Raw genomic sequence first — 20,695 nt, 5'->3', positions numbered from 1 at the left:
AGTGAACTCTATAAGTTTGGTTTATTCGGTAAATGAGTGTTGGCGGATCGGGCTTTCCACTATATCTCTAGGCTGTTGCAGTGCGTTTAAGGATAAGGTCGGTTTATGTTTGATATTCTTTCACATTATTGGCCGCATATCCTCGCAGTCCTGTCGATCATTCTTGGTGCAATAGCCGCCATTCACGCCACAATGACGAAAGACGAAGTCCGCACCGCACTTGGCTGGGTCGGCATCATCGTGCTGTCGCCTATCGTTGGAGCCGTGGTCTATGGTCTGGCTGGTGTTAACCGGATCAGACGCAATACGCTCAGTCATCAACGCGAAAATCTGGGAAATATAGCGCTCTATCATCTGTCTCATTTCGACACCACCAATGATCGGGTGCGTGAAGCCTTTGGCCGACAGTTTGGCGCGATGAAAATCCTCGGCGACACTGTCAGCCTTTATGATTTCACCAGCGGCAACAACATTCAAATGCTGCAAACGGGCGATGAAGCCTATGATCAAATGCTGGAAGCCATTGCTAACGCTGAACGCAGCATTATGCTCGAAACCTATATTTTTGACCGAGACGCGATTGGTCAAAAATTTGCCGATGCTCTGGAAGCAGCAGTTAAGCGCGGCGTTGAAGTGCGCGTGCTGGTCGATGCTGTGGGCGCACGATATTCTATTCCGAGCATCGTCGGGTTGTTGAAAGAAAAAGGTATTATTGTTGATGTCTTCAACGGTAATATCATTATGGGCCTGCGTCTGCCCTATGCCAATCTGCGCACGCACCGCAAGATTCTGATCGTTGATGGCAAGCTCGCCTTTACCGGCGGTATGAACATTCGCGGGGCTTTTGTTAAGGCGATTGCAGGTGACGACGTAGCGTTTGACACGCATTTTCACATCGAAGGCCCGGCAGTTGCCGATCTGTTTCATGTGGCGTCTGAAGACTGGCGCTTTGCAACGGGCGAGCTTTTGACAGGCGATGCGTGGACCATCGTTGCACCCAATGACCCGCCGGGAACTGGCAAGCTGATCCGCGTCGTTGGCTCTGGGCCGGACAAGAATATCGAAACCAATCACCGCATGATGATGGGCGCGTTTTCGATTGCACAAGAGCATATCCTGATCATGTCGCCCTATCTGCTGCCGGACCGCGAATTTATCAGTGCGCTGGTCACAGCGGCACGGCGTGGCGTTTCAGTCGATGTCGTTATTCCGGGCGTCAACAATCTCAAGCTGGTGGATCGCGCCATGCGTGCGCAGTTTGATCAGTTGCTCAAAGGCGGCTGCCGCATCTGGCGCGCTGGCGGAGCGTTTAACCACTCGAAGCTGATGACCATCGACGGCGCATGGTCTTATGTCGGCTCATCCAATCTGGATGCGCGTTCGCTTCGGCTGAACTTTGAGATTGATCTTGAAATTCTGGATCGCGACGTGGCGCTTCAGGTGGAAGAACGCATCGGCAAGGCAATTGAAACCAGCCGCGAAGTTAACCTTACGCGGCTTAAAAACCGCCCATTCCATGAGCGGCTGATTGACCGGATTATCTGGCTTGGATCCCCGTATCTTTAATTCTCAATGGAAGAGTTGCTGGTCAGCAGCGATGGATTGAACTCTTCCAAAAGCTGTGAAGCGGTTCTGAGATCAAGATGTGCCTTGATTGGCAAGTGATCAGATGCCATGCGTGCGAGCGGCGTGTTGTGCACCTCGACTGCTGTTACCAGATTATGCGGCGTGCCGAGAACGCGATCCAGCGCGAAGATTGGGAAGCGTGACGGAAAGCTCGGCACTGCGGTCGCGACATGGTCGAAGGTCGGCATGAGCGAAGCCAGCGACGAACGCTTGCCGATACGCCATTCATTGAGATCACCGATCAGCAAAGTTGGCAGTGTGTCAGCTTCTTCTAAGGCTGAAAGGATGCTTTCGGCTTGCTGCTGGCGTGAGCGCTTTAAAAGTCCAAGATGGGCTGCAATCACGCGTAAAGGGCCGGAGGAAAACTGCAAATCCGCGACAAGCGCGCCGCGTGGCTCAACGCCGGGCAGTGCAAGCTGGCGAACATTGCGCACAACGCCTTCGCGAAATAGCAATATATTTCCGTGCCAGCCATGGCCTTTCGGCATGGTTGACGTGATCGGCACCGGAACGAGACCATGGCGCTTTTCCAAAAGACCGAGGTCAAGCAGACCGGAACGCTCGCCAAAGCGCTTGTCGGCTTCTTGTAGTGCAATCACATCGGCGTCGATTTCGCTGATAACATCAGCGGTGCGCTGTGGGTCAAAGACCTTATCAACGCCAATGCATTTATGCACATTATACGAAGCAATCGTAATATCACCTTCCGGCGTATCGGGGTGATGAGGTCGAAATCCGGGCCGGTTACGGATCGCGGTCAGTATCTTTGTGGAAATGCGACCCGGTGTTTTCTTCTTCTGCACGCGTTGCTGCCTCGTATTATGATCCGAAGAGTATTGTTACTCTTAAATAGGGCATTTTGCGGTTTGAACAGTATTTATATTCTATCTTGTGATGAAGCGGATGATCCGATCAGTCAGCCCCGTATAGGGCGGCTTGATCATATCCGTTGAGGCGGGCGTATATTTGGTAAGAACCGGCATAGCTTTAGAGAATGTCAGGAAGCCGTCGCGCCCGTGATAATGCCCCATGCCGCTATGTCCGACACCGCCAAAAGGCAGATCATCGCAAGCAAAATGATAAAGCGTGTCATTGATGCATACGCCACCGGCCACGACTTGCGAAAGTACGGTTTCAATTTCCGCTGAGTTGTCGCTGAAGCAATAAAGCGCCAATGGCCGCTCATGCTTTAATATGACCGCAATTGCCTCATCAATCGACCGATAGCTGATGACGGGCAGCAATGGTCCAAAAATTTCTTCATTCATAATTGCGCTGGTCGGCGCAGGCTCAAGAATAAGCGTCGGTGTCATAAGCCGAGACTGGCTCTCTATTGCTTCTTCATCCAATAAAGGTATGACGGCTTCGCTTTTATCTTTTGCATCATCAAGCAATCCAACAAGACGTGAATGCTGCATATCATTGATGATTGTCGTGCGGTCCGCCTGAGCCGTTTCGCCGCTATATCGCTTTTGCGTTTCGGCACGCAGCAAACTTACAAAATCATCGCGTTTGCTGTGATGGATAAGCACATAATCTGGCGCGATACAGGTTTGGCCAGAGTTGAAATATTTGCCTGTCGCAATGGATGCCGCAGCGCGTTTGAGATTAGTGCTTTCGCCGACGATAGCTGGCGACTTTCCGCCAAGCTCCAGTGTGACCGGCGTAAGGTTTTCAGCGGCTGCCTTCATGATCTTGCGCCCCACAGACGTTGAACCTGTGAAGAACAGGTGATCAAAGGGCAGGGCGGAAAAGGCGGCTGACAATTCTGCATCACCTAGGATTACCGTTGCCCTATCCTCTGGGAAAACGTCCGCTATAAGCTTGCGCAGAAACTCGGATGTATTCGGTGTGTGCTCGGACGGTTTCAGAAAAACGTGGTTCCCTGCGGCGATTGCAGCGACAAGTGGTGCAAGTGCGAGATTGACCGGATAATTCCACGGCGAAATGATACCGACAACACCGAGTGGCACAAAACGCAGTTCTGCCTTCGCAGGCCAAAGCTTCCAGCCAGCCTTGCGGCGCTGCGGCTTCATCCAGCGTTTGAGATGATGCAACGTGTGGTCGATTTCTGCGAAAACGATACTGGCTTCGCCAAGCAGTGTTTCATGAACGGAACGATTGCCAAAATCGGCATTGATCGCCTTTGCCATATCCTCAAGGCGTTCATGCAGTAGTTTACGCAAAAGCCGCAGATCATCGACACGCTGCTCATAGGAGGGACGGTCGTCGAGCCAGCTTTGCCTTAAATGCTCAAAGGTCGTGCGAAGCTGGGTATCAGCGCTCATAGGCAAAGTTCTCGGTTGATCGGGCAAAGAGGAATTGTGCTGCATAATACGTGCTGAGCACCCAAAAGCCAGCCAGCGGGACTGGCGTGTGAAAGCGGTTAAAGGCCAGCAAAGTATCGCTTGCCATGAAAAATAGTCCACCAGCGGCTGCGAGCCATGCGCTGTAGCGCGGTGTGGTTTCGGGCGGCATGGAGATTGAGCGGCTGAAAGCCTGCGCTGCCATAACCGCAAGCGCAATTGCATAGATAACAACCGGAATTTTCATTGCATTTGGTAGGCTGGTCCATAGGCCCACAATAATTGCAATTGCAATAGCGGCAAAGATTGCAAAGACAAGCTTGTTGCCTGCGAGTTTCGTATTGCGACACAGCGCATAGATATAGATGCAATGGGTAATCAGAAAACAGATGAGTCCTGCCAAAAAATAATCGCCGGGCAGCATCAGAAAAAAGTCACCTGCCGCCGCAAATAAAAGGCCAAAGGCAATCGTAAATCCGTAGCTTTTGGAAATCAGGCGCGGGGCTGCCAGAATAGCGCAGAGCAACAGCAATGTTGCCGTGGGTTTCGTAAGGTAATGAAGCCAGCGCCAGAAAATTGCATCACTGTTCTGGCCAAAAAGACTGCTGAAAATTGCACAGGCAGCACAGATAAAAAACAGTTTGAAGAACACAGCATGATGCTCAAAATCGAACAGCTTCTTGTGTCGCATTTTGCTCCCCCATTGCTTTTGTCAGGCCGTTTCCCTTGTTTTTCTGAGGTCTTTTGTGTGGCTTACGGCTCGCTTTGCTTCTCTGCCTCACGTCGACGTTTGCGACCCATGCGTTCCGCTCGTGTCGAGAGTTCGCTATTTCCTTCCAGATCGGATTGCAAAATGAGGCCATGTTCTTTGAGCCAGCGAATTATCTCGCCAAACTCAAGATCATAGGTGGGTTGTGCCATCTGATTTGGTCCTCAATTTTCAATCACTTTCAGGCAGGATGCGCGGAGTTGGCGCATGTGGCAAGGCCCAAAGCTTTGCGATGCAGGAAAGCTTGGCGGGTTAACGTTTTATTAACCATTCGCTTTCACTATGAGGCCATAACTGTTGCGGTGACTGCGGATGTACCAGCACTGTCGACAAAGAAAAAAGGCCGGGCAATTTGCCGGCCTTTTTTGTATTTACTGTATATAGTTTCTTATAGTCGTTGCTTGGTCGCATCGTCAAAGAAATGGCATTTCGGTGTTGAGAATGAAACATGCACTTGCTGTCCCACTTCCAATGTTATGCGCTCCCGTACGACCCAAGTAAGCTCTTGTCCCTGAATCTCCAGGACAACGTGCGTTTCAGATCCGGTGGGTTCTACTACCTTTACAACTGCTTCAATGTCGTCAGCGCCGCCAATTGAAATATCTTCGGGTCTGATGCCGAAGACGACCTTTTTACCAACAGCATCAGACGGTGCACCAGCGACATTTATAATCAGGCCGCTTTCCAAGTTTAGCTGGTTTGTATCTTTGAGCGTTCCGCTAAAGAAGTTCATGGCAGGAGACCCCAGAAAGCCTGCAACAAACACATTTTTCGGGCGATCATACAGTTCCAGCGGCGAGCCAATTTGTTCAACTTTGCCAGCATTAAGGACCACGATTTTATCGGCCATTGTCATGGCTTCGATCTGATCATGCGTCACATAGACAATGGTGGTTTTTAGCCGCTGATGAAGTGCTTTGATTTCGGCACGCATTTTAACGCGAAGCTTTGCATCGAGGTTCGACAGTGGCTCATCAAACAAAAAGACTTTTGGATTGCGCACGATTGCGCGCCCCATTGCAACGCGCTGACGCTGTCCACCTGACAATTGTGCAGGCTTTCGATCAAGAAGCGGCTGAAGCCCCAAAATCTCTGCCGCTTCATTAACTTTCGTGGCTATGTCCTGTTTGCTGGAGCCCGCAAGCTCCAGCGCAAAGCCCATATTCTGGGCAACAGTCATTTGCGGATAAAGCGCATAGTTCTGGAAAACCATCGCAATGTCGCGGTCCTTGGGCTGAAGATTATTAACAACGCGCCCGCCGATGCTGATCTCTCCTGATGTGATGTCTTCAAGACCCGCAATCATGCGCAGCAGTGTCGACTTTCCGCAGCCCGAAGGACCAACAAGAATGACAAACTCGCCATCGTTAATCTCGACATCGACACCATGAATGATGTCGACTGTCCCATAAGATTTCTTGACATTCGCAATGCTTAACTCAGACATATGCAAGCCTTCCTGATTTATTTCTTACGCCGTACGCGCAGTGCCTGATAGGGCTTGCGGGGCAGCGATACACCAAAAGCGGCGTCAGGCTTTCCACCGCGCACGATTGCACCGTGCCGCACTGGATGAGTGATAGGAGCAGCAATCTTCTTCGCTGGCTCTATCGTCATTTCCCATGTGTCGATCAGATCAACTTCATAGTCGTCGCTATCCATTGGTAGTCCGGATGACCACACAACAGGTTGGTGTTCACCAAGGTAAATCAGCCTGAAATCACCGTCGCCGTCACGTGCACCTGAAACGCGTGACCAGGGCCACTGTTTTACAGGCGCTATCGGCTCCAGCCCATGTTCGACATCTTCTTCCAACAGGTCGCGGAGAAAGCCGATGCGTTTCCATGCTTCGCCGTGCAGCTTACCGCCCTTCGCCCACCAGATAAGATCATTGGCATCGGAATAGGTTTCGCCATGGCCGACATATCCGCCGCGCGCCATTGAAATCCAATAACGGTGTACCAGTTCCTGTGGGGTCAAGTTGCCCCAGGATTCTAGAATGTCCCCTTCATATTCAGGCTCGTCGTTCACGACTGGCTTGCCGTATGTGTCACGCCATTCCTGTGTCTTTTTCACATCTGGGTTCTGAATGCAGATATGCGTGACCCAAGGTTTGCGGTGGTCATAGTTTGAATTGACATCGCCATTGTGGATCGAGCGCAGATGCTGATAGGGGTCGTTCTCTTCCAAAATCTGGAAATATCGATCCCATTGTTCCATTGGCTTTGTATTGAGCAGGAAGTCATATTCATTGGCGAGCGACCACCATACATTGCGATAGGCAGATAGGCGTGCAGCGAGATATTCGACATAGCGATAATCCTGCTCTGCGCTCATGTCGGCATAACCCCACCGATCATAAGGGTGGAACATGATGATATCGGCTTCAATGCCCAACTCACAAAGCGCTGCAACCTGCTTTTCAAAATGCCTGAAATGCTCGGGATTTGGCTTGTCGAAATTCTCTTTGCCGTCCGCCTCTCTCGCAAAGCAGTCATGCAGAGGTTCGTTGGTATTGTAAGGATAGTCTTTTGGGAAAACACCCATGCGAATTTTGTTGAAGCGCGCTTTTGCAAGCGTATCCAGTGTCTCTTCCTGCATGTCGAGCGGTTGATGCGTCCAGGCATAGCAGGTCGTGCCGAAGGAGAAGAACGGTGTTCCATCCGCATAGGCGAAATGGAACTTGTTACGCACGCGCACTGGTCCGTGATTATTGGCTGAAGGCTGGGCGGCCTGAAGCGAGCCAGTATGGCCGTTCAGTTCTTTTGTCGCTGAGCGCGTCGTGAATGTCCATTCGCCTTCAAGGTCAGGCATGAAGCGAAGACGATAGTTCCCATCGCCATCATAGAAACCTGGAACGCGAACTTCACGGCTTTTATGTTTGAAAATGGCATCAAAGGCCACGTCGAGATAGGGGTTGCCTGCGGAAGGTCCGGCAAAGGATGCTTCAAAAACACCCCACTTTTCGACGGTTGCACCAGACATGCGTTTTCTCCTCAGAATGTATTGAATGGTCGTTAGCCTTTGACCGCGCCAGAGGTCAGGCCAGAAACGAAATAACGTTGAAAGATCAGATAGACGATCGTAGCGGGCAGGACGGTCATCACGATTGCCGCATTTAACTGCCCGTAATCGCTGGAGAATTGTCCCTGAAATGACATTAGTCCCAGTGGAAGCGTCCACATGCCCTGATCTTGTAGAAGCACAAGTGCCATCGCAAATTCATTCCAGGTTGATACGAAGTCCAGAATGAAGAGCGCTGCGAGAACAGGCAGGCAAACAGGAAGAAAAATCCGGCGGAAGATGGTAAAGTGGCTTGCACCATCAATCAGAGCTGCTTCGGACAACTCCTTTGGAATTCCCTTGAAGAAGCCATGCAGGATGAAGACCTGATAAGGGACGCCGAATGCGATGTAAGGCAAAATGACGCCGATATAGGTATCAATCAAACCGAAAGAGTTTACGAGCGTGAACAGCGGAGCGAGCATGACCTGAAACGGAATCATTGTTCCAAAAACAACGATCAGCAGCAATAGTTTATTGAACCGGAGCTTTATCTTGGCCAAGGCATAGGCGGCCATGGCAGACACCAGCAGTCCAATCGGAACCTTGATTGCCGTGATGATCACGCTATTGAAGAACGAACTGGCAAAGCTGCCACGGTTCCACGCGCCTGAATAGTTACCCCATGCCCATTCGACAGGTGGCATGAATGCTCCGGTACTCGTAACAGCGGCAGGTGTTTTCAATGACGTGAAGACAATGAAGACGAAGGGGGCGACCCAGATGATTGCGATCAGCAACAAGCTGATCCACAAGCCTATCAGGATCGGGTCACGCTGTATCTTAGACGGAGCTTGAGAGAGCGAAGTGGCGGTCACGATTCCAACTCCTCGTTTTTCTGCATCCAGCGCAGGTACGGAACAACAATCGTCATCGTGATGAGAAGCAGGACGACGGAAATTGCCGCGCCGCGTCCGAAGTCGAATATCTGCATAGCTTGTGTGAAGGCCCAAAGTGCCAGCATTTGCGTGCCTTGCGCTGGTCCGCCACCGGTAAGGCCATAAACGATATCGAATGCTTTGAGTGACGAAATGATAGACAGCACCAGTACGACGGTCATTGTCGGGCGAAGTGCAGGCAATGTTACATGCTTGAAGATGGCCCAACGCCCAGCGCCATCTATTCTTGCGGCTTCGACCAGCGTTTGTGACACATTTTGAAGTCCTGCCAAAAACAAGACCATTGAGAAACCAACCGTTTGCCAGACATAGGCAACAAAAACGGAATAAAGCGCGATGCTCTTATTCCCGAGCCAGTCCTGAATCCATGACTGCAATCCCCAATTGGTCAGCAACTGGTTAAACAGTCCGAAGAATGGATCGTACATCCACTTCCACATCGTCGCGACGGCGATCGGTGCGATGATAACCGGGAGATAGAATATTGCCCGCAGGCTGTTTCGACCGAATATTTTCTGGTTGAGGCTCAATGCCAGCAGCAATCCCACAATGGGGGGAATGACGAGGCTCAACAATGTCCAGATAATGGTATTTTTGAAAGCAACCCAGAAAACGGGGTCAGCGGTAAAGATTGCAGAGTAATTGGAAAAGCCAACAAACCGACGTTCCGGATCAAGCCCATTCCATTTCTGGAAGCTCATGATAATGACGTCGATCATCGGATAGAGCGCGAACACGCCATATATTGCCAATGCTGGGATCAGCAATATGGCCGCTTGGCTACGCGGTGTCTGAATGATTGCTTTCAGCGACATGCTTTCCTCCAGGCAGCAATAAGCCGCCTTGATGATTGTGGTCTTGCGGACTGCCTGAACAACGAAGTTGGGGCAGTCCGCATCCGGGGAGGATTAGTTTCGGGCCGTGATGAATGTTTGCATTTGTTTTGCGGCGTCATCGGAGGTCATGTCACCGGCAGCAACACTGTTGATAACGCGGAAGTATTCGGTCGTGACATCCAGCGGGAATGCCTGATCGCCATTCATGTAAACGTTGCCGTATTTGTTAAAAATATCCAGCCACTCTACTTCGAGAGGTTTTTGATCTTGGTATTTTACATTCTTGTTCACTGAGACTGCGCTGAATTGCCCAACAAGATCCTGCTGAACCTGAGTGGACAAGAAATAGTCAAGGAACTTGGCGGCGATATCTGGATTTGGGCTTTTTGAGCTTATGTAATTATATTCACCAAATCCATACAGACGATCTGTATCTGTCGGGAATGGAAAGATGCCATAGTCATCCAGGTTCGCGCCGGTCCCGTTCAACTGACTTACAAGCCAGTCGCCCTCAAGCATCATAGCTGCACGCCCTGCAGTGAAGAGGCTGTAAGACTGTTTGTTATCAATGCCCATGAATGGCTGAAGTGTATAATCCTTCGTCCATTTGCCGAATTCCTCAAAGGCATCCTTTGCACAAGGCTCGACAGCCCAGTCTGCTTGCATGGCCTTCAAAGCATCATGCTTTTCAGCGCCGCACTTTGTTTCAAGAATGACGTCCATCAGGCGCATAACATGCCAGTTGACCGATCCACCAAATGTAAATGCGGGAATGCCAGCATCTTTGAGCTTCTGGGCAGCAGCCAGCAGTTCGTCATAGGTCTTCGGCTCTTCTGTGATGCCAGCTTTCTCAAACAACGTCTTATTGTAGTAAACTGCCTCACCCTTAAAGGTGAAAGGAACGCCGTGTTTGCCACCCGGATAAAGATCGGCAAAAGCCGCTGAAGCTGGTAGCAACTCGTCTTTCCATTTATATTCGGTGTAATATTTATCGAGCGGCAGTGACAAGCCAGCTTTCACATACTCGCCGCCAAGTCCGAGACCCGCCCAGCTGAAATAAATATCAGGTCCGCGATTAGAACCTGCTGCCACACGAAGCGCTGTTTTGTGCTCATCAATGGCACGCTGAACAATCTCAACCTGCACGTCAGGATTTGCCGCTTCAAAATCGGTCGCTACCTTTTTCAGCGCGACATTAGCAGCGTTATTATCAAAATTAAGCGTCCAGATCGTCAGTTTTTCGGCATGTGCCGGCGCAGTTGCAACGCCAAGAGCAAGTACGCTGGTCAGGCTTATAGACTTCAGAATTGCGGATAGATTTTGCACTCGGTTTCTCCTCGCAACAGGTGGTTTTCACCCGTCCCATAACTGCACATCACCAAACATTCGATGTCGAAATCAGTGCTCCTTGGTTCTCCTCCATCGGCCTGACCTCCCAACTAATTTCGCTAAACTGTTTAAATCTGTCAATACTTATTTCGTATACGAAAAAAGTATGATGGAAATGGCGGTTTATAAGGTTATAAAGTGCATTAGTTTCGCATATTTATTCGAAGCCGAAATAAGTTGCGCCTGTGAGTAATTCGCGTCATGGATACGGCTGGAGGACTAATGGTTGGCTTTAAAGAGATATTTGATGATCATGAATCTCCCGTTGGAAAAATTCTCCGGACGGTCGCCAGCCTTGGTTCAGCAAGTGCAACGGATATTGTAAAGAAGACGGGACTTGCGCGCTCGACAGTCTCAACAATCCTGACTGAACTTAAAATCAACGAGGCCGTTCTGGAAACAGAAACGCGAAGCCGTGGTTTTGGTCGCCCTACCAAAATTATATCGCTCAACCCATCCCAAGCTTATTGTGTGGGAGTTCTGTTCGGGCTCGCGGAAATACGTATCGCGGTCTGTGATCTGGGCCATAATGTTATTGCTGATATCTGGTTCGAGATGCGTGAAGATTACACTCCGCAAGAAGCTGCGATCTGCGTTCGAGACCAGCTGGCTGTTGAATGTGCGAAACTTAATATTGCAATTCGTGATTTGCTTGGCGTCGGTTTAGCGATTTCTGCCCCGGTTTCTTACGAGGGGACCGTGTTGAACGGGTCTATTCTGCCGACCTGGTGTGGCATTGATATTGCGGAAATTTTTTCCGCCCATATCGAGTGTCCACTGTTTGCCGAAAACGAAAGTCATTGTGGCGCGCTGGCTGAAATGACCTGGGGTGCTGCCATTGGTCTAAGTAATTTCGTTCTATATAAATTCGATCTTGGAATTGGCGGTGCGATTGTCATTGATGGGATTGTTCAGCGCGGCGCTTATGGCAATGCTGCAGAGTTTGGTCATATTTCACTCAACCCGCACGGTCCTCTTTGCAAATGCGGCAATCGTGGGTGTCTGGAAACCTATGCAGGTGGCTTCAATCTGATGCAGATGGCAGAGCAGGCTACAGGTGAAAAACTCACATTTGATGACTTTATCAGACATGCACAGACCGGTGTTTCACCTTATGATCGGCTAATACAGGATTCTGCTGAAATGGCTGGCTGGGCGATTGGCATCACCTCAACCATATTGAGCCCGCCTGATATTATCATTGCTGGAAAGATTGCGGCCATCGGACCAAGCTTTCTGCGTTTAGTCGAGCAGAATTTCGAGAAACATGCTGTGCGTCCGCCGACACATGCACCGCATGTTCGCAAACCAAACTTCATCATTGGCAAGTTTCTGCGTAATGACGATACCGTGCTTGGTGCAGTTGCGCTGGTTTTGCATCAACATGGGTTGATCGCTAAGCCTTAGTCACCTGAGAGCGCTAAGCACTGCTCTTGAAATACTGGCTGACTTGTTGACGCAATACTGAGGGCGTAAAACCATACTGGTTTCGAAATGCCCGGCTAAAATACGCAGGGTCGTCGAAGCCCGCATTATAGGCAATCTGAGCAATGCCGGATTGATCGCCACGCACAATTACTGAGCGCGCAACCTCAAGTCGCCGTTGTAGTAGATAGCGCGAGAAGGTGGTGTTTTCTCGCTTGAATAATTTTTGAATAGCGCGAGATGTAATGCCCTCGGATTGCGCTAATTGTATTAAAGAGAAATCGCTATTGGAAATTTGCTCTTCAATTTGTTCTTTAATGGTTTCGATGCGTCTGATCGGTGAAACCTGCTTATTTATGGCCTGCAGATTCTCAACCAACATTGGCAATAGCTGATAAAAATGTTGAACCATTGTTGCAGCATCGCGTTCGTTTTGATGCTCATTTTGCAGCAGATAACCTGCATAGGTCACCAGTAGCTGTAAAGGCAGATGTGTGAAAGGCAGAGGCTTGCCGAACAGTTTACCAATGTCCGGAATCTCATGTGTCGCTGCCTTTCGCGGCATATATGCGCAATCAAGACGTCCACCTGTCGGTAATGTTAGCAAAAGCGGAGCGTCTGACGGAACAAAAACAACGTCACCACGCGCCATATTTATCCGGCTATCCTTTTGTTCTACCGAGACAGGACAGCTCATCGCTCTTAAAATTAAAATGCCTGCTTCTCGTGACCCCGGTGCGGACAAAAAGGTTCGATTGAGCGGGAAGTAGATCGTTGTCAAAGACAACAGAGGGTGTTTCCAGAATAGTCCGCGTACGGATGAAAGATCGCCGTTCGCTTGGCTTATCAAGGGGGTGCCCATCATATCGCGCAGGATCTGAAGGCAGGGTTGCAAACCATCAGGCACCCTTGAAGCTATATTTCCGAGTTTTTGCGGCATAATCGCTTCTGTCATTTCAACTCTCTACAGCCTTCGAGGTTCACTTTAGTCCCCTTCAGGTTCGCTTTTCTCCAAGCAAGGTTCCTATAGATTATTTAAATATGACTGCAATGGTCTTGTTTGACAATCGCGCATATAAGCGAGGCAATGCGTCTTCGCTTCTTCGGAGAGAATAATGCACAGTAAATATCACGGCGTTTCGCTTTTCACGCTCATTGCAATTGGAAGCATCGCTGGCAATGCGATGGCGCAGGACAAAAAGCAGGAATTGGTTCAGGCTGAAAACCCTGCTGCTAAAACCAGTGACGTTATGGTTCTGGACACGATTGCAGTGACAGGCAGCCGTGGTGGACAGCAGATTTCTGAAACCGCCCGCACCATCTATGTCGTAGATGCTCAGCAAATCGAAATGCGTGCGCGTTCGGGCGAAACCATTCAGCAAATTCTTGCACAGGAAATTCCAAGCTTTGACCCTGCCAGTCAGGGTGCACGCACATCCTATGGTCAAAACCTTCGCGGACGCACGGCACTTGTGTTGATTGATGGCATATCGATGAATTCCGCTCGTGGCTTAAGCCGCCAGTTTGATTCAATTGACCCATTCAACATTGAGCGAATTGAGGTTCTGTCCGGTGCAACGTCGCTGTACGGTGGCAATGCAACTGGCGGTATCATTAATATCATCACCAAAAAAGGCAAAGACGCGCCTCAAGGTGTGCATGCCGAAGTTACTGCTGGTATCGAGAGCGGTTTCAGGACCAGTCAGGACTTTGACCGGAATGGCGGCGCCGCAGTCACTTATAACAGTGAAGCCTGGGACGCGCGTCTTTCTTTAGCAGGCAATCGAACCGGCGCATTCTATGATGCTGACGGGACCATGATTGTGCCTGACATTACTCAGACTTCAACGGCCTTCAATCAGCGTATTGATTTTATGGGCAATGTTGGCTTCCAGATTGATGCTGATCGCAGGCTTGAAGTCACTGGCCAGCTTTTCAACTCTGAACAGAAGTCCGATTATAGTGTTTACTTCGGCCAGAATCTCGCCGGGTTGCGTAATCCAAGCCTCATTGAAACGCGCGATAATTATACATCGGATTTCAATCCGCGCACCCGTCGCGCTATGGTCAATGCAACCTATACCGACAATGACTTTTTCGGTCAGCAGTTGTTGGTGCAAGGGTTCTATCGCAGCGAACAGATGAATTTTCATCCGTTCCCGAGTTCAACCTATTTCTATGGCAGCTCTCAGGATACCGATTATTATGGTATGAAAGCTGCTGTCATTTCCGAGCCGACAGAAAAAATCAACATCACTTACGGCATTGATGCCGACAGAGACTCGCTTTCATCCAGCCAAAATATCTTCGATATGAGGACAGCACTTGCTTCCGGGGCAATGAATTTTGAAACAATGGGCGTTACAGGTCTTTACCCTAAGATCGATGTGACCAATTTGGCCGGATTTGTTGAAGGCTCTTACAAGGCGACCGATAAGCTGACATTCAGCGGCGGCGTTCGTTATCAGTACACAAAGACAAAAGTTGGCGATTTCGTCGGCGCGGCACAGCAGATCGCTATTCTGAATGGTCTGGCGTCTTCGGCAGATTCGATGTCAGGCGGAGACGTAGATTATGACGCTTTCCTGTTTAATGCCGGTGCTACTTACAGTTTGACTGATACGCAGCAAGTCTATGCGAATTTCAGTCAGGGCTTTGAGCTTCCCGATCCCGCAAAATATTATGGCGTCGGCGTTTATGCCCTGTCTGGCGGGCATTACAACCTGCTTAGCAGTGTCAATGTATCAGACTCGGCGCTTGAAGCGATCAAAACCAATTCCTTCGAAATTGGCTATCGCCTTGATGACGGAACTTACAACCTGGAGGGAGCTGGATTTTACTCCACCTCTGACCGTTCGATTGTGCTCAACCGTACCACGCTTGCCGTTGAATTGCAGGATAATGACCGAAGGGTTTATGGCTTTGAAGGTAAGGCTGGCATGAAGCTCAGCCATGGTTTTGACATTGGCGCTTTAGGGCAGTGGGTGCGCACCGAGGTTAAGAATGATGGTGACTGGGTCAAAGATACGATTGGCAGTGCCAGCGTATCTAAACTTGGTGGCCATATTGGTTGGGGCAATGACCAGCTTAACCTTCGCTTGCAGGGGCAGCACGTATTCAATCTTGATGACTATGCCGGGTATAAAATCGAAGGCTACACCCTGTTCGATATGATGGGCTCTTATCGCGTTGAGAAAATCGATACGACGCTTAATTTCGGTGTCCTGAACCTGTTCAATAAGGAATATAATACGGTTTGGGGCTCGCGCGCCAAGGCTCTTTATGGTGCACTGGCACCTGAAGAAATCTTTGACTACAAAGGTCGTGGCCGTACCTTTGCGCTGTCTGTGAGCAAGAAATTCTGATGACTGAACCACAGCTGCCGTCTATTGAGGAGCATAAAGGCGCGTATGCGCGCCTTTATGCCGTTCTTGGTGGTCTCTATCTCGCACAGGGAATACCGACCTATCTGTTACTCGTCGCTCTTCCGCCATTGATGCGCGAATCGGGTGCGTCGCGTACCGCAATCGGGCTGTTCTATCTTTTGATGATTCCGCTCATTGCCAAGTTTGCTATTGCGCCTTTCGTGGATCGACATCCGCTTATTCAGCGCTGGGGGCATCGCAGAAGCTGGGTCATTGTCACTCAGATTATTGTCTCTCTCGGCATTGCCAGTATGGCGCTGGTTCAGCCGCAACAGGCGGGGGCTCTATTTGCAATCTGTTTCTGCATTACGCTCCTGTCGTCTTTGCAGGACATTGCGACGGATGGTTATGCGGTGCGTCGCCTTAATGATCAGACGCGCGCTACAGGCAATGCAATTCAGGCAGGTGCTGTGGCCCTTGGCGTTATCATAGGCGGCACACTTGCGCTCGTGCTCTTCCATAAGATTGGCTGGCGGCCTACGATCCTGATCGTAGCGGCCCTTTCTCTGTTACCACTGCTTGCTGCGTTTGGGATGGATGAGAAACGAGACAATACAACAAGTGAAACCGCGCCGCGTCCCAGTTTGAAGCGCTTCTTTAAGCAGCCAAACGCCTGGTATATCTTAGGATTTGCACTGACTTATCGTGCAAGTGAAGGGATGGTTAGGGGGATGGAGGGCTCATATCTGGTTGATATTGGCTTGCCGCTGTCGTGGATCGGCTATCTTTCAGGTGCATCCGCGGCAACAGCCGGACTGGTTGGTGCCGTCATGGCCGCGATCCTGATCCGCTCGACCGGGCTTTTTTCTACGCTTATTATTCTTGGATTGGCGCGAACTGTATGCTTTCTGGCGCTTACCTTCAATGCAGGTGAAATCTGGCCCGGTGTAGAGGTTGCAATGGCTGCCTCGGCTTTTCAAACCTTTCTGCGATATATGGAGCTGGTCGCGATTTATTCGTTTTTCATGAAGTTTGCTTCGTCCGATCAGCCCGGAACAGACTTTACGATTCTCGCTTGTGCAGAACTGCTGATCTATCTGATTGGATCTTCAGTGGCAGGTTATCTGGCAGACAAGTTTGGTTATGCTGACCTCTTTATGCTCGCAACCGTGCTGTCTACGCTGGGGATCACGTTAACCTACTTCATCTTGCGAAAACTGGGTGGCAATACTCAAGCCGAAGCTCCGGCGCGCACGGTGTGAAACAGATAGGCGCTGCTTTCGTCACAACTAAATTGAGCTGGAATACGGCGGCTGTTTGCAGCCGCGGTATTGACTTGAAAGAGCGGTGGCGGCGCCCCTTACGGGTAATTGCGTCTTGAATTTTTGAGAAACCACATTCAACCGTAAGATACAAAAAAGCCCGCTTGCGCGGGCTTTTTGGGGTGCTTCTGGACCTTGGTAGTGGTCTGAAGACTTGGAAATGGTGCCCAGAAGAGGACTCGAACCTCCACGCCCTTGCGAGCGCCAGCACCTGAAGCTGGTGCGTCTACCAATTCCGCCATCTGGGCGACGAGGACCGATCTAAGGGGTCAGCCTGCTTCTGTCAATCGTGATTTCATACTTCTATCAGCTTTTTTTCACATTGCGGATTGAAGTAATCAAAAAGGCTGGGAAACGCAGATCGGGCGCGGGGCTTTGAAGCTTCCGCGCCCGAAAAAACCTTATGCTGAAAGCACTTCCTTGGAAGCGACAGTCGAATCGGCATTCAGTTTGTAGATGATCGGAACGCCAGTATTGAGTTCCTGCTTGAGGATTTCTTCCGGTGTCAGGCCATCAAGCGCCATGATGAGCGCGCGCAGCGAATTGCCGTGTGCCGCAACCAGAATGGTTTCGCCACGCAGAACGTGTGGCTGGATGGTGTGCAGGTAATAAGGCCAGACGCGTGCGCCCGTGTCTTTCAGGCTTTCGCCGCCTGGAGGAGGGACGTCATATGAACGGCGCCAGATATGGACCTGCTCTTCGCCCCACTTTTCGCGTGCGTCGTCCTTGTTGAGGCCAGACAGATCGCCATAGTCGCGTTCGTTCAAAGCCTGATCGCGGATGGTTTCGAGATCGGACTGGCCAAGCTCGTCGAGGATGTGCTGGCACGTGACCTGCGCGCGCGAAAGGCCCGATGTATAAGCGAGGTCGAACTTAAGGCCAGCAGCCTTTAGGCGCTGACCAGCAGCTTTAGCCTCAGCATGGCCCTGTTCGGTGAGGCCCGGATCGCGCCAGCCGGTAAACAGGTTCTTGAGGTTCCATTCGCTTTGGCCGTGGCGGACCAGGACGAGGGTACGAGACATCGCAGCACTCCGTTGGGATAAAATAAGTTAGTCGTTAAGTCCAAGAACATCGAGCATGGAATAAAGGCCGGGCTTTTTGCCATGCGCCCAAAGCGCTGCTTTCACAGCGCCACGGGCAAAGATTGAACGGTCCTGCGCATGATGGGAAAGCGTGATACGCTCGCCTTCGCCAGCCAGAATGACGTCATGGTCGCCAATGACAGAACCGCCGCGCAATGTTGCAAAACCGATAGTGCCTTGCTCACGCGGGCCGGTATGCCCATCGCGAACACGCACGCTTTTCTGCTCAAGATTGATTGCACGGCCAAGGGCTGCGGCTTCACCCAGCAGAAGCGCTGTGCCCGATGGCGCATCGACCTTGTGCTTGTGATGCATTTCGAGAATTTCGATGTCGAAGTCTTCAGGGCCAAGCGCTTGAGCAGCCTTTTTCACAAGGCCGGACAGAAGATTGACACCAAGGCTCATATTGCCGGATTTGACGATTGTTGCGTGGCGGGCTGCCGCCAGAAGTTTCTCGTTGTCATCGTTTGAAAAGCCCGTTGTGCCAATGACATGCGCGATGCGCGCCTGAGCCGCGAGACCTGCATAATCAACGCTAGTGGCTGGAGTGGTGAAATCGAGGACACCCTGCGCTTTTGCAAAAACGGGCAGCGGGTCATCCGTAATTGCGACACCGAGATTGCCGACGCCTGCCACTTCGCCAGCGTCTTTGCCCAGAAATGGCGATCCGGTACGCGCAATGGCCCCCGCAAGGCGAGCCCCATCAATAACATGGATAGCGCGGATAAGCGCCTGCCCCATACGGCCATTCGCACCAACAACCACCAATCCGATTTCAGCATTCTCAGCCAATGGACTTTTCCTCCGTTGCCGCATTTCCGATGAGGTCGGTGCTTTTACCGCCTTGAAGTTCATAGAAGCGGGCATAGACGCCGTTCGGTATTTGAATCAGATCGTTATGACGACCTTCTTCAACAACGTATCCTGCTTCCATCACAATGATGCGGTCGGCATTCACGACCGTGGAAAGACGGTGCGCGATCACGATGGTCGTGCGGTCATGCATGATGTGATCAAGCGCCTGTTGGACGCGCTGCTCTGATTCATTGTCGAGTGCAGATGTGGCCTCATCAAGTAGAAGCACCGGCGCATTACGTACAATTGCGCGCGCAATCGATAAGCGCTGACGCTGGCCGCCTGAAAGTGTTACGCCGTTTTCACCAACGGGCGTGTCGTAGCCCTGTGGCTGTTGCAGAATGAACTCGTGCGCGTTGGCAAGCTTAGCTGCCTCGATAATGTCGTTCTGTGTCGCATCCGGGCGTCCGTAGCGAATATTATCGGCAATCGTGCCTTCAAACAGGTAAGGCTGCTGTGAGACATAGGCGACGGAATGGCGAAGCGAGTGTTTCGTGACTTTGGCAATATCCTGTCCGTCGAACAGAATTTTGCCGTCGGTGACATCGTAGAACCGCTGCACAAGGTTGATAAGCGTTGATTTACCAGCACCTGATGCACCAACGATTGCGGTGGTCTGACCTGCTTTGGCGATGAAGTTCACGCCATGCAGAACGGGCGCAACGTCGCTGTAAGCAAAATGCACATTCTGGAAATCGATCTCTCCCTTGTCGGGGTTGAGTGCGACCGCATCAGGTGCATCGCCCTGATTAGGCTCAATATCCAGCACTTCATAGATCATGCGTGCATTAACGAGTGCACGTTCAAGGCCGACCTGTAAACGCGCAAGACGGCGCGCCGGATCATAAGCCAGAAGCAGTGCTGTGATGAAAGCGAACATTGAGCCGGGAGGCTGCTGATTGAGGATTGCATTATAGCCGCTATAGGCCAGCACGCCAGCAATGGCACAACCGGCCAGAATTTCTGCAATAGGCGTTGTGCGCTCTGATACTCGGGCAATCTTGTTGCTACGGTTCTCAGCCTGATCAATCAGTGTACCGATCTTGCTTTGCAGCTGGCTTTCCATTGTGAAGGCTTTCACAATAGCAACACCCTGCACGGTTTCCTGCATGGCACCCAGAAGATGTGAATTCAGATGAACCAGATCGCGGGTGACGGCGCGTATACGGCGCGAAATATAGGCAACAGCCAGAACAAGCGGTGGGCCGATGAGAAAAACCACTGTCGACATGAACGGGTCGGTGTAAAACATCATGCCGATCAGGCCGATAAGTGCAACGAAATCGCGCGCTATCGATGTGATCGTCATGTTGAGAAGATCACGGATGCCATTTACGTTCTGATTTATCTGAGCCGCCAGATGACCGGATCGCGTATCGTTGTAAAAATCCAGGCCCAGTTTCAGCAGATGATCGAAGATACGCTTCTGGTAGCGCGCTACGAGATTGTTACCGATTTTTGCAAGCTCAACGGCCTGAATATAGCTTGAAAGACCGCGCAGAACGAAAATGCCGAAAATAGCACCACAGATAACCCAAATGAGGCCGATTTTCTGTTCGTAGAAAATCTTGTCGATCATTGGCTTCATCATATAGGCAAGCGCACCATTAGACGCCCCTACGATGAGTGAGGCGATAATTGCGATAGCATAGCTTGCTTTATATTGGCTGGCGTTCTCCGACATCATGCGGCGAATGACGCGCGTGGCTTCGCTCGGGTCGATCTTCTTCTTTTTCTTTTTGAATAAGCTCACGGGCA

The 20,695-nt window shown here is 50.8% G+C and carries 17 protein-coding genes and 1 tRNA gene; 4 read left to right on the top strand and 14 right to left on the bottom strand.

The genetic code is table 11. The annotated features are described in order from the left end of the window. Positions 1-105: 105 nt before the first annotated feature. A complete protein-coding gene (gene cls / locus J2782_RS07610) occupies positions 106-1,566 on the top strand; it encodes a cardiolipin synthase (RefSeq protein WP_310010985.1) in 1,461 nt (486 codons plus the stop codon). Here the strand turns inward: cls and J2782_RS07605 are convergent. The 9 genes from J2782_RS07605 to J2782_RS07565 all read right to left on the bottom strand — a co-directional run bounded on the left by J2782_RS07605 (position 1,563) and on the right by J2782_RS07565 (position 10,825). Beyond that, complete coding sequence (locus J2782_RS07605; protein ID WP_310010984.1) at positions 1,563-2,429, bottom strand: endonuclease/exonuclease/phosphatase family protein; 867 nt, start codon at positions 2,427-2,429, stop codon at positions 1,563-1,565. The two genes, cls and J2782_RS07605, sit on opposite strands and share 4 nt — an antisense overlap. Positions 2,430-2,510: 81 nt before the next feature. Beyond that, entirely contained in the window at positions 2,511-3,914 is a 1,404-nt protein-coding gene (locus J2782_RS07600) for a coniferyl aldehyde dehydrogenase (RefSeq protein WP_310010983.1), read from the bottom strand. Further along, positions 3,904-4,623 (bottom strand): lysoplasmalogenase, encoded by a 720-nt coding sequence (locus tag J2782_RS07595; RefSeq protein WP_310010982.1) that lies wholly within the window; start codon positions 4,621-4,623, stop codon positions 3,904-3,906. Before J2782_RS07595 ends, J2782_RS07600 begins: the two co-directional genes overlap by 11 nt. A gap of 62 nt (positions 4,624-4,685) precedes the next feature. Continuing rightward, positions 4,686-4,853: a hypothetical protein gene (locus J2782_RS07590; protein ID WP_250039014.1), complete on the bottom strand. Its 168-nt coding sequence runs from the start codon at positions 4,851-4,853 to the stop codon at positions 4,686-4,688. A gap of 236 nt (positions 4,854-5,089) precedes the next feature. After that, entirely contained in the window at positions 5,090-6,148 is a 1,059-nt protein-coding gene (locus J2782_RS07585) for an ABC transporter ATP-binding protein (protein ID WP_310010981.1), read from the bottom strand. Between the two features lie 17 nt (positions 6,149-6,165). Continuing rightward, complete coding sequence (locus J2782_RS07580; protein WP_310010980.1) at positions 6,166-7,686, bottom strand: DUF5060 domain-containing protein; 1,521 nt, start codon at positions 7,684-7,686, stop codon at positions 6,166-6,168. Between the two features lie 32 nt (positions 7,687-7,718). Next, a complete protein-coding gene (locus tag J2782_RS07575; protein ID WP_404989611.1) occupies positions 7,719-8,585 on the bottom strand; it encodes a carbohydrate ABC transporter permease in 867 nt (288 codons plus the stop codon). Next, on the bottom strand, positions 8,579-9,478 hold the full coding sequence (locus J2782_RS07570; protein ID WP_310010978.1) for a carbohydrate ABC transporter permease: 900 nt from the start codon (positions 9,476-9,478) through the stop codon (positions 8,579-8,581). The genes J2782_RS07575 and J2782_RS07570 overlap by 7 nt, the downstream gene beginning before the upstream one ends. Positions 9,479-9,571: 93 nt before the next feature. Next, complete coding sequence (locus J2782_RS07565; protein ID WP_310010977.1) at positions 9,572-10,825, bottom strand: ABC transporter substrate-binding protein; 1,254 nt, start codon at positions 10,823-10,825, stop codon at positions 9,572-9,574. Positions 10,826-11,110: 285 nt separating this feature from the next. Here J2782_RS07565 and J2782_RS07560 point away from each other — a divergent pair, with 285 nt between their 5' ends. Next, positions 11,111-12,295, top strand: coding sequence for an ROK family transcriptional regulator (locus tag J2782_RS07560; protein WP_310010976.1), 1,185 nt, complete (start codon positions 11,111-11,113; stop codon positions 12,293-12,295). A gap of 13 nt (positions 12,296-12,308) precedes the next feature. On the opposite strand, the gene J2782_RS07555 is transcribed toward J2782_RS07560, so the two are convergent. Beyond that, complete coding sequence (locus J2782_RS07555; protein WP_310010975.1) at positions 12,309-13,268, bottom strand: AraC family transcriptional regulator; 960 nt, start codon at positions 13,266-13,268, stop codon at positions 12,309-12,311. Between the two features lie 160 nt (positions 13,269-13,428). Between J2782_RS07555 and rhtA the strand changes: the two genes are divergently transcribed. Continuing rightward, positions 13,429-15,678: a TonB-dependent siderophore receptor RhtA gene (gene rhtA, locus J2782_RS07550; protein WP_310010974.1), complete on the top strand. Its 2,250-nt coding sequence runs from the start codon at positions 13,429-13,431 to the stop codon at positions 15,676-15,678. Further along, positions 15,678-16,940 carry a RhtX/FptX family siderophore transporter gene (locus J2782_RS07545; protein ID WP_310010973.1) on the top strand — a complete coding sequence of 421 codons (1,263 nt, stop codon included), beginning with the start codon at positions 15,678-15,680 and terminating at the stop codon, positions 16,938-16,940. The genes rhtA and J2782_RS07545 overlap by 1 nt, the downstream gene beginning before the upstream one ends. Before the next feature lie 221 nt (positions 16,941-17,161). On the opposite strand, the gene J2782_RS07540 is transcribed toward J2782_RS07545, so the two are convergent. The 4 genes from J2782_RS07540 to J2782_RS07525 all read right to left on the bottom strand — a co-directional run bounded on the left by J2782_RS07540 (position 17,162) and on the right by J2782_RS07525 (position 20,690). Beyond that, positions 17,162-17,248: transfer RNA gene (locus tag J2782_RS07540), tRNA-Leu, on the bottom strand. Positions 17,249-17,401: 153 nt separating this feature from the next. Beyond that, positions 17,402-18,022: a 2,3-bisphosphoglycerate-dependent phosphoglycerate mutase gene (locus J2782_RS07535; RefSeq protein WP_064321000.1), complete on the bottom strand. Its 621-nt coding sequence runs from the start codon at positions 18,020-18,022 to the stop codon at positions 17,402-17,404. Between the two features lie 27 nt (positions 18,023-18,049). Continuing rightward, positions 18,050-18,898: a 4-hydroxy-tetrahydrodipicolinate reductase gene (dapB, locus tag J2782_RS07530; RefSeq protein WP_310010972.1), complete on the bottom strand. Its 849-nt coding sequence runs from the start codon at positions 18,896-18,898 to the stop codon at positions 18,050-18,052. Further along, positions 18,867-20,690 (bottom strand): ABC transporter ATP-binding protein, encoded by a 1,824-nt coding sequence (locus J2782_RS07525; RefSeq protein WP_310010971.1) that lies wholly within the window; start codon positions 20,688-20,690, stop codon positions 18,867-18,869. The genes dapB and J2782_RS07525 overlap by 32 nt, the downstream gene beginning before the upstream one ends. Between the last annotated feature and the right edge of the window lie 5 nt (positions 20,691-20,695).

The sequence above is a fragment of the Brucella pseudogrignonensis genome (genome assembly GCF_031454375.1).
Lineage (GTDB): Bacteria > Pseudomonadota > Alphaproteobacteria > Rhizobiales > Rhizobiaceae > Brucella > Brucella pseudogrignonensis_A.
This window is presented reverse-complemented; position numbering and strand designations above follow the sequence as displayed.